This window comes from Pseudoalteromonas sp. T1lg10 (assembly GCF_002964545.1).
Classification (GTDB): domain Bacteria; phylum Pseudomonadota; class Gammaproteobacteria; order Enterobacterales; family Alteromonadaceae; genus Pseudoalteromonas.
This window is the reverse complement of the sequence record NZ_PQBV01000001.1, coordinates 54749-69156: the sequence shown is the minus strand read 5'-3', so window position 1 is coordinate 69156 and position 14408 is coordinate 54749. Positions and strand designations below refer to the sequence as shown.

Sequence of the window (14408 nt, the reverse complement as noted above, 5' to 3'; positions counted from 1 at the left end):
AGCGGGGTTATTAATTAAGCACGTGCGTCCTGCTCATGCGTAGGTATAATTACTGCTTATTTACTTAGCTTCGCCAACTTGCCGTCAACAACGGCCTGGTCGATAATCGACATGACTTTGGCAAATACTTGCTCGGCATTGAGCTCAGTGGTATCTAAGCTTACCGCGTCTTCCGCGGGAATAAGCGGCGCCACGGCGCGATTCATATCACGCTCGTCACGAGCTTTAATGTCGATAAGTAGACCACTTAGTGTAACATCCAGCCCCTTAGCCTTCAACTCTTTAAAGCGTCGCTCGGCGCGCTCTTCAGCGCTGGCGGTCAGGAATATTTTTACATTGGCCTCGGGAAACACCACAGTGCCCATATCGCGGCCATCGGCAATCAGCCCGGCATCGCCGCGAAAGGCGCGTTGGCGGCGCAATAGTGCTTCACGAACACGAGGCAGAGCCGCAACTTTTGAAGCGGCCGCGCCCACTTCTTCATTACGAATACCATGGGTCACTTCCTCGCCTTCGAGAATAATCTTGCTGCTTTCGCTTTGAGCATCAAAGCTAAATTGCACATCTAAATTTGCTGCAAGCGGGACTAAGGCTTCTTCATTGTCGAGTGCTATCTGATGGTGTAGCGCCGCAAGCGCCAAAACACGATAAATTGCGCCACTGTCGAGCACGTCCCAGCCCAACTTTTGCGCGAGTAAACGACACACTGTACCTTTGCCCGAGCCACTGGGCCCGTCAATGGTGATCACCGGCATAGATGCCTGCATTTAAACCTCCTGCATGCACAGCAAACATTTTAAAATCGCCGCATTATACGCGAACTATTTTGTAAATTCGCGTTAATACGCCAGATTTTTAAGATTGTTTTGTAACGGATCAACAAATGGTTAGATAAAGATGCCCGCTTGCCATAAGCCGTAAGCGGGCATGGAGATTAGCTGCAGCTGACGCTGGCTAAGGTATCAAAATAGGTAGGAAAGGTCTTGGCGGTACAACCAGGGTCGTTAATGGTCACCGGCCAACCACCGACCGCCACCATGGAAAAACACATGGCAATACGGTGGTCGTTATAGGTGTCAATGGCCACATCCGCTAAGTGCTGTGGCGGTGTGATCTCGATATAATCATGCCCTTCCACCACCTCGGCGCCGAGCTTTTTCAACTCTGTGGCCATGGCATACAAACGATCGGTTTCTTTCACCCGCCAATTGTAAATATTGCGAATGGCGGTTTTGCCCTTGGCAAACAGCGCTACCGTGGCGAGTGTCATGGCTGCATCGGGAATGGCATTGGCATCGATATCAACGCCATTGAGCTGTCCTTTACGTACCACCAGCTTATTGTCGTACCAATCAATATCGGCACCCACCTGCTCCATTACCTTGGCAAAGCCTATGTCACCTTGAACCGACGCCTTACCGACACCGTGAATGGTGATCTCGCCACCATTAATAGCGGCCGCAGCAATAAAGTACGACGCCGATGACGCATCGCCCTCTACCATGATTTCACCGGGAGAGACATATTGCTGCCCCCCTTTCACATGGAAACTCTGGTAGTTATTGTTGCTTACCTCGACACCGAATTTACGCATCACCCCCAGGGTAATATCTATATAAGGCTTGGAGACCAGCTCACCCTTAATGCTGATATTAGTGTCGCCACTAAACAGCGGTGCCGCCATTAACAGCGCGGTTAAGAACTGACTGGAAATACTGCCGTCTATAGTGACTTCGCCACCGGCCAGGGTTTTTCCTTTGATGGCCAAAGGCGGATAATCCTGCGTTTTCAGGTAGTCGATATCAGCCCCTAAAGCACGCAATGCATCAACCAGGTGGCCGATTGGGCGCTCTTCCATACGCGGCTCGCCGCTTAACTCAAACTCGCCTGGTGTGGCAGCAAGTACCGCCGTAAGCGGCCTGTAAGCGGTGCCAGCATTACCCAAAAACAAGGGCTCTTGTGGCGTAGTCAGCTTGCCACCTTGGCCATGAACCAAGGCCTGAGTCTTGTCCTCGTTGAGCTCAACCTCAACACCCATTAGCGCAAGTGCCCCTAGCATATGACGAATATCGTCGCTATCGAGCAGGTTGGTCACCCTAGTCGTGCCTTGAGACAAGGCCGCCAACAAAAGAATACGATTAGATAAGCTTTTCGAGCCGGGTAACACCACTTCGCCTTGCACCTTATTAATGGGCTCTAAGCGCAATGATTCCATTAACTGTGCTCCTGGGCGAACTGCTCCATAAAGGTTACCAGGGCCTCGATACCCGCCACCGGCATGGCATTGTAAATACTGGCGCGCATACCGCCGACAAAACGGTGGCCCTCAAGCGCTAATAAGCCAGCCTGTTGTGACAAGGCCAGGAAGCGCTCGTTCAGGCTCTCGTCGTTTAACCAAAATGGCACATTCATCAATGAGCGGCAATCTTTAGCAACCTTGTTGCTGTAGAAATCCGATGCATCAATGTAGTCGTATAAAATCGCCGCCTTATTCTTGTTATGGCGCTGCATAGCTGGCACACCGCCCTGTTCCTCAAGCCATTTAAAGACCACATCGGCCAGATACCAGGCAAAGGTAGGTGGTGTGTTGTACATGCTGCCCTGCTCGGCCTCGATGGCGTAATCAAGAATACCCGGGCGCGGCACGCCTTCTCGCTCAAGCAAAGTCTTACGTACAATAACTATGGCCAGACCCGATGGGCCGATGTTTTTCTGTGCCCCTGCGTAAATCACATCGAACTGATTTACATCAATATCGCGCGATAAGATCATAGAGGACATATCGGCAACAATCGGCGCCGTTGGGTGAGATGGTACATCGAATAACTCAACGCCATCTATGGTTTCATTCGGGCAGTAATGGATATAACTGGCTTTTTCAGGTAAAGGCCACTGAGACACAGGAAGCACACCGAATTGTCCGTCTTTATCATCGCGAACATTGATTTCCACAACATCTGTGTATTTTTTCGCTTCCTTAGCGGCGCCATCAGACCAGATACCTGTGTTGATATACACGGCTGGGGCATCATCAAGGTGCAGGTTCATAGGCACAGCGGCAAATTGACCGCGACCACCACCGTGCATAAAGAGTACGGCAAATTCATCGCTGATGTTCATTAGCCGACGCAGACGTGCCTCACACTGTTGGGCCATGGTCAAAAAGGGTTCGGCGCGGTGACTTACTTCCATAACCGATACACCTAGTCCTTGCCAGTCTAAAAACTCTTGCTGTGCTTTTTCCATAACGGCTGGAGGTAACATGGCAGGGCCGGCACAAAAATTATAAACGCTCATTACTTCTTCCTCATTCCACTTCGCGTACCCACACAATACCCATTGTGCAGGCGATGTAACTTGAAAATATTTTATACAGGGCTAAAAAAAGCGGCCGAAGCCGCTTTATAGATTATGAGTCTTGCTCAGGGCTCTGCTCAGCCTCATCGGCGGGAGCCTCCCCCTGGACCACGGCTTCTTCATCGTGTTCCAGTATGGCCAGTTCATCTTCATCGATTTCTTCGATACGTTGTAAACCAACCACCTGCTCGCCGTCAACTGTACGAATCAAAATAACACCTTGAGTATTTCGACCCACGGTAGACACTTCATTCACGCGAGTACGAACCAGGGTGCCACGATAGAAATAATCATGATCTCGTCGTTGTCATCGACCTGAACGGCACCGACTACGGCGCCATTACGCTCACTCACCTTGATAGAGACCACACCTTGAGTCGCACGACTCTTAGATGGGTAATCTTCAAGGGCGGTACGCTTACCATAACCATTTTCGGTCACGGTTAAGATAGCACCATCTGACTTAGGTACGATTAAGGACACCACGCGCTGGTCATCGGCCATCTTAATGCCGCGTACACCGGTGGCGGTACGACCCATAGGACGTACACCCTTGAACTTGATTTCCGGATTACCTTCTTCGTCAAGTACTGGGTTTCCGTTTTCGTCAACCACGGCCGACTCTTCCGCTTCTTTAAAGCGTACAACCTTACCAGCATCGGTAAAGAGCATGATCTCGTTGCTGCCATCTGTGATGTCCACACCGATCAGGCTATCGCCTTCGTTGAGGTTAACGGCAATAATACCGCTGGCGCGCTGACGACTATAAGCGGTTAGTGGCGTTTTCTTGACGGTACCAAAAGCAGTCGCCATAAAGACATACTTATCTTCTTCGTACTCACGCACTGGCAAGATAGCGGTAATGCGCTCGTCAGCTTCAAGCGGCAACAAGTTAATAATTGGCTTACCACGGGCAGCGCGGCTGGCCAATGGCAACTGGTACACCTTCAACCAATACAGACGACCTGCGGTCGAGAAGCACAAGATGGTGTCGTGGGTGTTGGCGACCAGCAGACGCTCGATAAAGTCTTCATCCTTCATCTTGGTTGCTGATTTACCCTTACCACCACGGCGCTGTGCCTCGTAGTCGCTCAGCGGCTGATACTTCACATAGCCTTCATGTGACAGGGTGACTACTACGTTTTCTTCGGTGATCAAATCTTCCAGGCTGATATCGTGGGCCGCGGCACTGATTTCGGTGCGGCGCTCATCGCCATAGGTTTCCTTGATGGTAACCAATTCATCGCGGATCACTTCCATCAAGCGCTCCGGCGAACCAAGGATATGTAATAGTTCAGCGATTAGCTCAAGTAGCTCTTGATATTCATCAAGGATCTTCTCGTGCTCAAGACCGGTTAGCTTATGTAGGCGTAGCTCAAGGATAGCCTGCGCCTGCTGCTCAGATAAATAGTACTGACCATCGCGAATACCTAAATCATCCGCCAGCCAGTCTGGACGAGCGGCGTTATCACCGGCTTTTTCCAGCATGGCTTTAACATTACCCAGCTCCCATGGACGGGCTACAAGGGCTTGTTTTGCTTCTGCTGGTGTCGGTGACTTACGAATAAGTTCGATAATAGGATCGATATTAGCAAGCGCTATCGCCAAACCTTCAAGGGTATGAGCGCGCTCACGGGCCTTGCGTAAATCGAATACGGTACGACGGGTAACAACTTCACGACGGTGCAGGATAAATGCTTCAAGCATTTCCTTGATGTTAAAGCACTTCGGCTGGTTACCGTCCAGGGCGACCATGTTGATACCGAACACAGTTTGCATCTGGGTTTGGGCGTACAGATTATTCAGTACCACCTCGCCCACTTCGCCGCGTTTGATCTCAATAACGATACGCATACCGTCTTTATCAGACTCATCGCGCAGCGCACTGATACCTTCGATCTTTTTGTCTTTAACAAGCTCGGCGATTTTTTCGATAAGGCGGGCTTTATTCACCTGATACGGAATTTCATGAACGATAATGGTCTCGCGACTCGTTTTTTCGTCCACTTCTACTTCCGCGCGAGCGCGAATATAAACCTTGCCACGACCTGTTTTATAGGCCTGCTCTATGCCTTTTTTACCATTGATAATGGCCGCTGTTGGGAAGTCCGGGCCTGGAATATATTCCATCAGCTCGTCAATGGTGGTTTGCGGCTCTTTGATAAGCGCTAAACAGCCGTTGATCACTTCGGTTAGGTTGTGCGGCGGGATATTGGTCGCCATACCTACGGCGATACCCGATGAACCATTAACCAGCAGGTTAGGTACCTTGGTCGGTAATACATCGGGGATCTGCTCGGTGCCGTCATAGTTAGGCACGTAATCAACGGTTTCTTTTTCTAAGTCGGCTAATAACTCTTGGGAAAGTTTTGCCATGCGTACTTCGGTGTAACGCATCGCCGCCGCCGAGTCACCATCCACGGAACCAAAGTTACCTTGGCCATCGACCAACATATAACGCAGTGAAAACGGCTGCGCCATACGTACTATGGTGTCATATACGGCACTGTCGCCGTGCGGGTGGTATTTACCGATGACGTCGCCCACTACACGGGCAGACTTTTTATACGGTTTGTTCCAGTCATTGCGGAGTTCATTCATGGCGAACAAAACACGACGGTGTACCGGCTTTAGGCCGTCACGAACGTCGGGAAGCGCACGTCCTACGATTACACTCATGGCGTAATCCAGGTAGGAATTCTTTAACTCATCTTCAATATTAACCGGAAGGACTTCATTGGCGAGATCAGTCATTGATATCACTTTCCTTCTTATTTGCGACAGGGTGTAATCGGCACGAGTTTAACTCGGCTTATCACCTGCCCCATTGTCGTTATTATCTCAGCCCATGCTATCACATAATTTTTATTTTTACAGGCGCTAAATCTTTGCGATTTCACAAAATCCCCCCGTATAATGGCCTCAGACGAACGAGGAAGTTTTTTATGACCGAACATCAAAATGTAGATACGGATGAAATTGCAAAATTTGAAGCCATAGCACAGCGCTGGTGGGATCTCGATGGCGAATTTAAACCCTTACACGAAATAAACCCCCTGCGCCTGGACTTTATCGCCCAACATGCCAACGGCCTAGCCGACAAAGAAACTCTGGATATAGGCTGTGGCGGTGGCATCCTCGCCGAGAGCATGGCCAAACTCGGGGCCAAGGTCACCGGCATAGATATGGGTCGTGAGCCACTGAATGTAGCCAAGCTCCATAGTTTAGAGTCTGGTGTTAAAGTCGATTACCAACAAATTACCGCTGAGCAATATGCGGCGGAGCATCCAGAGCGTTTCGATATTGTGACCTGTATGGAAATGCTTGAGCATGTGCCGGATCCGCAATCCGTGATAGCTAGCGCTGCCGCCCTTGCCAAACCCGGTGCCCAGGTTTATTTCTCAACCTTAAATAAAACCGCCAAGGCCTATCTGTTTGCCATTGTTGGCGCCGAGAAATTACTTAAACTTGTGCCCGAGGGTACCCACGACCATAAAAAGTTCATTCGCCCATCGCAGCTTATCCAATGGGCTGAACAGGCCGGGCTCAAAGTTCGCCACAGTGCCGGGCTAAGCTACAACCCACTGACTAAACAATACACCTTAGGCCAGGACCTAGACGTTAACTACATTTTGCACTTTGAAAAGCTGGCGTAACGCAAGTGTAGCGAATCCGCCTGGCGTTTTTTAAAACTGCGGATACACTATATCTGGTGGTTTGTTATTTTTTAAACACCAGATATAGTGCGCTGGTAAGAATTAGCGTGATGAAAAGATGGTCGACTTGATGATAAAAAACCCAGTCGGTTAGACTTGGAAAAAATCATTAAATTTGTGTTTTTTGACGTTGCTTTTCGCTGACCGACAGAGTTAAAAATGTTTGAAGGTTAACGGTCACTAACCGTGGCGACTTATCCACAGATTGTCACAGTTTGCACCTCTTGCAAATACACGCAGACCCCACTATCTTGTGAATCACAATGATGAAAACACCATATCTAGTGTTTGAATCTTATACAGCTCTAAATGCTTGGTGGCCGTGGGCGATGGCGCAAAGCGAAGGTATGCTAAAACGTAGTAAATACATCGCCTGCAATAGCTGAAAAAGATACTTTTAACAGCTGTGCGCTAATACAACTAATTATAATTACGGGCAATAACTATGACTCAACAGTTATCTGTTAGCAAACGCGATGGACGTAAGGAAGCGTTGGATTTAGATAAAATTCATCGTGTCATTACTTGGGCCGCTGAAGGGCTCAATAATGTATCTGTATCTCAGGTAGAACTTAAGTCCCATATTCAATTCTATGACGGCATTCGCACCGAAGATATTCACGAAACGATTATCAAATCGGCGGCGGACTTGATCTCTAAAGATACGCCTGACTACCAGTATTTGGCGGCGCGTCTGGCTATTTTCCACCTGCGTAAAAAAGCCTATGGTCGTTTTGAGCCACCTAAGCTGTATGATCATGTTGTTAAGCTCGTTGAAGACAAGCGTTACGATCAGCATTTAATGACCGACTACACTCAGTCGGAATTCGAGCAGATGGATCAGTTTATCGACCATAGCCGCGATTTAAACTTCAGCTATGCTGCCGTTAAACAGCTGGAAGGTAAGTACCTGGTACAAAACCGCGTCACCGGCGATATTTATGAAAGCGCCCAGTTCCTGTATATCTTGGTTGCTGCCAGCCTGTTCTCAGATTACCCCAAAGAGACGCGCCTTGATTATGTGAAGCGTTTCTATGATGCGGTGTCTTTGTTTAAGATCTCATTGCCTACGCCTATTATGTCGGGCGTGCGTACACCAACGCGTCAGTTCAGCTCATGCGTACTGATCGAATGTGCCGACAGCCTGGATTCAATTAACGCCACTTCATCGGCGATTGTAAAATACGTATCTCAGCGCGCTGGTATCGGTATCAACGCTGGTCGTATTCGCGCCTTAGGTAGCCCAATTCGCAACGGCGAAGCCTACCACACAGGCTGCGTACCTTTTTATAAGCACTTCCAAACGGCGGTTAAAAGCTGTTCGCAAGGCGGCGTACGTGGCGGTGCCGCGACTCTGTTCTACCCGCTTTGGCACCTAGAGGTTGAAAACCTACTGGTACTTAAGAACAACCGTGGTGTTGACGATAACCGTGTACGTCACCTTGACTACGGTGTGCAGTTCAACAAATTGATGTATACCCGTTTGATCAAAGACGGCTTTATCACCCTGTTCAGCCCATCGGATGTACCGGGTCTTTACGATGCCTTCTTTGAAGATCAGGAGCTGTTTGAAGAGCTTTACGTAAAATACGAGCAAGATGAGTCTATTCGTAAGAAGCGTATCAAGGCCATTGAACTCTTCTCGATGTTTTTACAAGAGCGTGCCAGCACAGGCCGTATCTACCTGCAGAACGTTGACCACTGTAATACTCACAGCCCGTTTGATGCCAAGGTTGCACCGATACGCCAGTCTAACCTGTGTCTGGAAATCGCTTTACCAACCAAGCCACTGAACGATGTGAACGACGAAACCGGTGAAATCGCTCTGTGTACTCTGTCGGCCTTTAACCTCGGCGCCATAGAGTCACTGGACGAGCTTGAAGAGTTAGCCGAGCTGGCCGTACGTGCCCTTGATAACCTGTTGGATTATCAAGAATACCCGGTACCAGCTGCCTACAATGCTACCATGGGTCGTCGTACCTTGGGTGTGGGCGTGATTAACTTCGCCTACTATCTGGCGAAAAATGGTAAGCGTTATTCGGATGGCAGCGCCAATGGCCTGACGCATAAAACCTTTGAAGCGATTCAGTACTATCTGATGAAAGCATCAAACGAGCTGGCCAAAGAAAAAGGCGCGTGTCCTAAGTTTAACGAAACCACTTATTCGCAAGGCATCATGCCTATCGATACCTATAAAAAGGATCTTGATAGCGTCTGTAATGAGCCACTGCACCTGGATTGGGACGGTCTGCGTGAAAGCATTAAAGCTCATGGCATGCGTAACTCAACGCTGTCGGCTCTAATGCCTTCTGAAACCTCGTCGCAAATCTCAAATGCCACTAACGGTATTGAGCCACCGCGCGGTCATATCAGCGTTAAGGCGTCTAAAGACGGTATCCTTAAGCAGGTTGTACCTGAGTATGAGCGTCTTAAAGATCAATATGAATTACTGTGGGATATTCCATCGAACGATGGCTACCTGCAGCTAGTGGGCATAATGCAAAAGTTCGTTGACCAAACTATTTCGGCCAACACCAATTATGATCCGAATAAGTTCGATGGCGGCAAGGTGCCTATGAAGCTCTTGCTTAAAGATCTGTTGACTGCCTATAAACTGGGTGTGAAGACCTTGTACTATCACAACACCCGTGATGGTGCTTCGGACGCCCAAGACGAGTTTAAGCCTCAGGCCGATGACGGCTGTGAAGGCGGCGCTTGTAAGATATAATAATAATTAAGCAAGCGGCTTCTGAGCCGCTTTGCTTTGTTGTTCGACCCTGATTTTGAGATCCCACGACCATGTCATACTCCACTTTTAGCCGTAATCGTAACGACCAATTAAAAGAACCGATGTTTTTCGGACAAACGGTGAACGTATCGCGCTATGACCAGCAAAAGTACCCAATTTTTGAAAAGTTGATCGAAAAGCAACTGTCCTTCTTCTGGCGTCCAGAGGAAGTAGACGTCAGTAAAGACCGCGTTGATTTTCAGTCTCTGCCTGAGCATGAGCGTCATATCTTCTTAAGCAACCTTAAGTACCAGACCCTGCTCGACAGCGTCCAAGGCCGCTCACCAAACGTGGCTCTGCTGCCTATTGTTTCCTTGCCCGAACTGGAAACCTGGATTGAAACCTGGGCCTTTAGTGAAACCATTCACAGCCGCTCGTACACCCATATTATTCGTAACGTGACTCAGTCACCGGAAGTTATTTTCGATGACATAGTGACCAATGAAAAAATCGCCGATCGCGCCGAGGAAGTGACCCGTTATTACGACGACCTGATCCACCTAACCTCACTTTATAACCTGTATGGCCCAGGCCAGCACATGGTTAATGGTGAAGAGATTGATGTCTCCTTGTATGAGCTGAAAAAGCGCCTGTACTTGGCCATGATGTCTGTGAATATCCTTGAAGCCATTCGCTTTTATGTATCATTCGCTTGCTCCTTCGCCTTTGCCGAGCGCGAGCTGATGGAAGGTAATGCGAAAATCATCAAGCTGATCGCGCGCGACGAAGCCCTGCACCTATCTGGCACTCAGCATATCTTGAACATTATGCAAGAAGGCAAGGACGACCCACAAATGGCCGAAATCGCTGCCCAGTGCCGTGAGCAAGCTATACAAATGTTCGTCGATGCCGCTGAGCAGGAAAAAGAATGGGCCGAATACCTGTTTAAAGACGGCTCCATGATAGGTCTGAATAAAGACATTCTTTGCCAATATGTGGAATACATCACCAATGTGCGTATGAGCGCGGTAGGTCTGCCGGCACAGTTTGCCACTCAGAGTAACCCTATTCCATGGATCAACTCCTGGTTGGTATCGGACAACGTTCAGGTGGCGCCACAAGAAGCAGAAATTAGCTCTTACCTGGTCGGTCAAATCGACTCAGAGGTTGATGCCAACGACTTTGGCGACTTCGACCTGTAATAAGAAGGGCTCCTTGTGAGCCCCTTTTCCCCCTCATATCAGTACATAATCCGTGTGCAAAGCAACTAAGACCAATATTACCTTTAACGGCAAAGCACTAACCCATGACTCGGATAGTCCATCTATCCTGCATAGCTTGGAGCGCCAAGGAGAAACTCCCGCCTATCAATGCCGCGAGGGCTTTTGTGGTGCCTGTCGGGCTGTTTTGGTGCAAGGGAATGTCAACTATAACCACGAGCCGCTGGCCTTTGTCCGTGATGGCGAAATTTTGCTGTGCTGCAGCACCCCGGACGGTGATCTGGTTATTTCCAGTGACAATGAAGGCTAATCTCAGGGCCAGCTTATCAAAACCTGCGAGCTTACATAGCATTCAGCCGTGGTAATACTCAACTGATCCCACTCCACACATACATCCCAATGCAAAGAGCGCGCTAGCACAGCTTCCAATGCATTAACAAAACCCGGTTCCAAGGCGATCAGCTCGGCACGATTATGGGCTAACTGCCAACTAGTGAGCTCGTCATTAATGGGGATGGTGGTGATCACATACAAAGACTGGGCGCGATTATAAATCTTGGTTAATTCATCGCAATTGTCATTAAATACTTCTATAACCAGTTCATAATCGTCATGGAGATCGTAGGCAACAATATCGATTTGCGGCTTTTGTTTGCTCTCACACAAGACCAGATCATGGCGATAAGCAAACAGACAAAAACCGATTAGACGTAGAATAAAATGATCAAGCAGCTCTTCATCTCTGCGTGAGGTAGTAAAGTGTTCGTTTAGCTGACAATGATGGACATTGTCCACAATAGCAAAATGTGCTTTAAAGACCCTTCCTCTGTCGCTCATGGCAAAGATGTCTACGCTGGCTACTCGATAGCAATAAGTATAGTGTACTCTCGCTCATGCAAATTTTATTTAAGTTATACTATAACATTATTGTGCTGTATGATTTTATAATGTTATAGTATCACCATTGTTAGTTAACGGATTTTCTTTATGTTTAAACCAGCCGCAATATCCTGTGCCGTCGCCGCCCTACTCGGCTCGGCAAACGCCTTCGCCGGCACGGTTACTGGCCGCGTCGTCGATGAGCAACAACAACCCTTAAGTGACGTAGTGATCCACTACCATGGCAAGCAACATAGTGTGCGAAGCGATCAGCAAGGTTATTTCACCCTTGAACTAGATCAGGCTGGCCAGCTGCATTTCAGCAAAGAAAACTACATAGATAAGCGCTTGGAAGTAAGTGCACAAGCACAACAACTGGATATCATGCTCAGCGCCTCGGCGATTGAAACCGTGGTGATCTACGCATCAGGGTTAGATAAAAACAACCTCGACATGGTCTCGCCGGTTTCCGTACTCAGTGGCGATGAATTGCGCGACAGAGCCCAGCCAACCTTAGGCGAAACATTAAAAGGCCTACCTGGCATTAATGCCAGTTATTTCGGTCCGGTATCTTCAAGCCCAGTGATCCGTGGCTTAGACGGCCCGCGCGTTAAAATCACCCAAAACGGCCTGGACAGCGGCGATGCCTCACGCGTCGGCCCGGATCATGCGGTGGCCACCGAGTCCATCGTTGCCGAACAAATAGAAGTATTACGCGGCCCAGCAACCCTGCTTTATGGCTCCGGCGCCATTGGCGGCGTGGTTAATGTGGTCGATAACCGTATTCCAACGGATCGTATCGAAGGCTATCAAGGAGCCGCCGAATACAGCCATGATACGGTTTCCAACACCAATACCTATGCGGGCAAATTTACCTCAGGGTATGATGGCTTTAATTTCCATGTTGATGGCAGCGATCGCGTTGGCCATGACTATGAAACACCCACCTTTACCCTTGAAGAAGATGGCGAACTAGAGCCCCATGACCGCGTTGCCAACACCTTTATCGACAGTGCTACGGTAAATATCGGCAGCAGCTATGTCAGCGAGCATTGGACCCTGGGTCTTTCCTACGGCACCATAGAAACTGACTATGGCATTCCCGCTCACGCCCATGATCATGGCCATGAAGATGAGCACGGACATGAGGATGAGCTTGATGGCCATAATGAAGCGGAGCATGAAGGCGAAGAAGGCGTATTTGCACGAATGCAGCAAGATCGCTGGCAGGCGCTCGCAAGCTACTCTTTCCATGACAGCTTTGTTGAAGCCCTGACGCTGCGCGCCGGATACAGCGACTATGAACATGGTGAAATCGAAGGCGAGACCCTAGGCACCCTGTTTAGCAATACCAGCCGCGAGGCCCGTTTAAACGCCAAACACCGTCTCGGAAACTGGCATGGCACCCTAGGTTATCATTACAGTGATTCCGACTATAGCGCAGCCGGCGAAGAAGCTTTCACCCCGTCGACCAAAACCAAGGTGCATGCCCTGTATTTATTGGAAGAGCGGGAATTTGAGCGTTGGACCCTAGAGTTAGGTGCCCGTGTCGAAGACTATCAACTAGACAGCGAGATAAGCGATGAAGTCGGCCATCACGACCACGAAGAAGCGGGTCATGAAGAGTCAACGACTGCTTATGAGTACAGCGATACCAACTTAAGCCTCTCACTTGGCGGCATTTGGAATTACCAGGACGGCTATGCCTTGGCCTTAAGTGTATCGCGCTCCGAGCGAGCGCCGTTAACCGGCGAGTTGCTTGCTAACGGCACCCATATTGCTACCGGCACCTATGAGCTGGGCCTGGCCTATCATATTGAAGACGGTGAAGCGCATTTTGAAGGCGAAGACATCGCTCAGGAAACCGCGACTAATATCGATTTCAGCTGGCGTAAATATGTGGGCGATTTTGGTTTTAACTTCAGCGCCTTCTATAACGACGTGGACGATTTCTACTATCAGGAGAATACCGGACTGGTATTCGACCATGATGCTGGTTTTACAGATGCCATACTTGCCGATGACGACGCCCTCGCCGTTTATCAATATCGCAGTGGCGACGCCGAGCTCTACGGATTTGAGCTAGATGCACACTACGCCTTGTCATCAAGCTGGCAAATCAAAGGCTTCGCCGATTCTGTTAGGGCAAAACTCAAAGATGGCGAGCATCTGCCACGCATCCCGGCGGCAAAAATCGGCTCCCAGTTAAATTATCTCTATAAAGATTGGGATTTTGCTTTGGTTGCCACCCATTACCTTGAGCAGGATGATTTCAGTGCGTTCGAAACCAAGACTGATTCCTACACCCTGGTAGATTTTAAGGTGAACTATCACTTTAGCCTGGGTCAATTCGATGGCGTTGCCTATCTGCAAGCGCAAAACCTAGGGGATGAACTTGGCTTTGTTCATACATCCTTTATCAAGGATCAGGCCCCTTTACCTGGACGTAACTTGCGTTTAGGTGTCAGAGCCTATTTCTAAATATAAATGCCAACTGCATCGCAGGTG

At 49.0% G+C, this 14408-nt stretch carries 9 protein-coding genes and 1 pseudogene; 5 read left to right on the top strand and 5 right to left on the bottom strand.

Going from position 1 to position 14408, the window contains the following annotated elements:
* Positions 1 to 56: 56 nt before the first annotated feature.
* The 4 genes and pseudogenes from cmk to gyrA form a co-directional block, all read right to left on the bottom strand.
* Entirely contained in the window at positions 57 to 767 is a 711-nt protein-coding gene (cmk, locus tag C2M17_RS00285; protein ID WP_105198898.1) for a (d)CMP kinase, read from the bottom strand.
* A gap of 167 nt (positions 768 to 934) precedes the next feature.
* The gene (gene aroA, locus C2M17_RS00280; RefSeq protein ID WP_105198897.1) at positions 935 to 2215 is read right to left on the bottom strand and encodes a 3-phosphoshikimate 1-carboxyvinyltransferase; all 1281 of its coding nucleotides are present in this window, start codon (positions 2213 to 2215) and stop codon (positions 935 to 937) included.
* Complete coding sequence (serC, locus tag C2M17_RS00275; protein WP_105198896.1) at positions 2215 to 3297, bottom strand: 3-phosphoserine/phosphohydroxythreonine transaminase; 1083 nt, start codon at positions 3295 to 3297, stop codon at positions 2215 to 2217. Before serC ends, aroA begins: the two co-directional genes overlap by 1 nt.
* A 112-nt stretch (positions 3298 to 3409) precedes the next feature.
* Positions 3410 to 6111 (bottom strand): annotated as a pseudogene (gyrA, locus tag C2M17_RS00270) (DNA topoisomerase (ATP-hydrolyzing) subunit A).
* 191 nt (positions 6112 to 6302) lie between these two features.
* Here gyrA and ubiG point away from each other — a divergent pair.
* From ubiG to yfaE, 4 genes are all read left to right on the top strand, one after another.
* On the top strand, positions 6303 to 7013 hold the full coding sequence (ubiG, locus tag C2M17_RS00265; protein ID WP_105198895.1) for a bifunctional 2-polyprenyl-6-hydroxyphenol methylase/3-demethylubiquinol 3-O-methyltransferase UbiG: 711 nt from the start codon (positions 6303 to 6305) through the stop codon (positions 7011 to 7013).
* Between the two features lie 505 nt (positions 7014 to 7518).
* Positions 7519 to 9801, top strand: a complete 2283-nt coding sequence (gene nrdA / locus C2M17_RS00260) for a class 1a ribonucleoside-diphosphate reductase subunit alpha (RefSeq protein ID WP_105198894.1) — start codon at positions 7519 to 7521, stop codon at positions 9799 to 9801.
* Positions 9802 to 9872: 71 nt separating this feature from the next.
* Entirely contained in the window at positions 9873 to 11003 is a 1131-nt protein-coding gene (nrdB, locus tag C2M17_RS00255) for a class Ia ribonucleoside-diphosphate reductase subunit beta (protein ID WP_105198893.1), read from the top strand.
* 76 nt (positions 11004 to 11079) lie between these two features.
* Entirely contained in the window at positions 11080 to 11331 is a 252-nt protein-coding gene (gene yfaE, locus C2M17_RS00250; RefSeq protein WP_158683959.1) for a class I ribonucleotide reductase maintenance protein YfaE, read from the top strand.
* 2 nt (positions 11332 to 11333) lie between these two features.
* Here the strand turns inward: yfaE and C2M17_RS00245 are convergent, their stop codons facing one another.
* On the bottom strand, positions 11334 to 11858 hold the full coding sequence (locus C2M17_RS00245; protein WP_105198891.1) for a YaeQ family protein: 525 nt from the start codon (positions 11856 to 11858) through the stop codon (positions 11334 to 11336).
* A 150-nt stretch (positions 11859 to 12008) separates the two neighbouring features.
* On the opposite strand from C2M17_RS00245, the gene C2M17_RS00240 reads away from it, so the two are divergent.
* Positions 12009 to 14381, top strand: coding sequence for a TonB-dependent receptor (locus tag C2M17_RS00240; RefSeq protein WP_105198890.1), 2373 nt, complete (start codon positions 12009 to 12011; stop codon positions 14379 to 14381).
* Positions 14382 to 14408: the final 27 nt, after the last annotated feature.

Coding starts and splice junctions, on each gene's coding strand:
- cmk (WP_105198898.1), bottom strand. CDS start 767: ATGCAGGCATCTATGCCGGTGATCACCATTGACGGGCCCAGTGGCTCG.
- aroA (WP_105198897.1), bottom strand. CDS start 2,215: ATGGAATCATTGCGCTTAGAGCCCATTAATAAGGTGCAAGGCGAAGTG.
- serC (WP_105198896.1), bottom strand. CDS start 3,297: ATGAGCGTTTATAATTTTTGTGCCGGCCCTGCCATGTTACCTCCAGCC.
- ubiG (WP_105198895.1), top strand. CDS start 6,303: ATGACCGAACATCAAAATGTAGATACGGATGAAATTGCAAAATTTGAA.
- nrdA (WP_105198894.1), top strand. CDS start 7,519: ATGACTCAACAGTTATCTGTTAGCAAACGCGATGGACGTAAGGAAGCG.
- nrdB (WP_105198893.1), top strand. CDS start 9,873: ATGTCATACTCCACTTTTAGCCGTAATCGTAACGACCAATTAAAAGAA.
- C2M17_RS00245 (WP_105198891.1), bottom strand. CDS start 11,858: ATGAGCGACAGAGGAAGGGTCTTTAAAGCACATTTTGCTATTGTGGAC.
- C2M17_RS00240 (WP_105198890.1), top strand. CDS start 12,009: ATGTTTAAACCAGCCGCAATATCCTGTGCCGTCGCCGCCCTACTCGGC.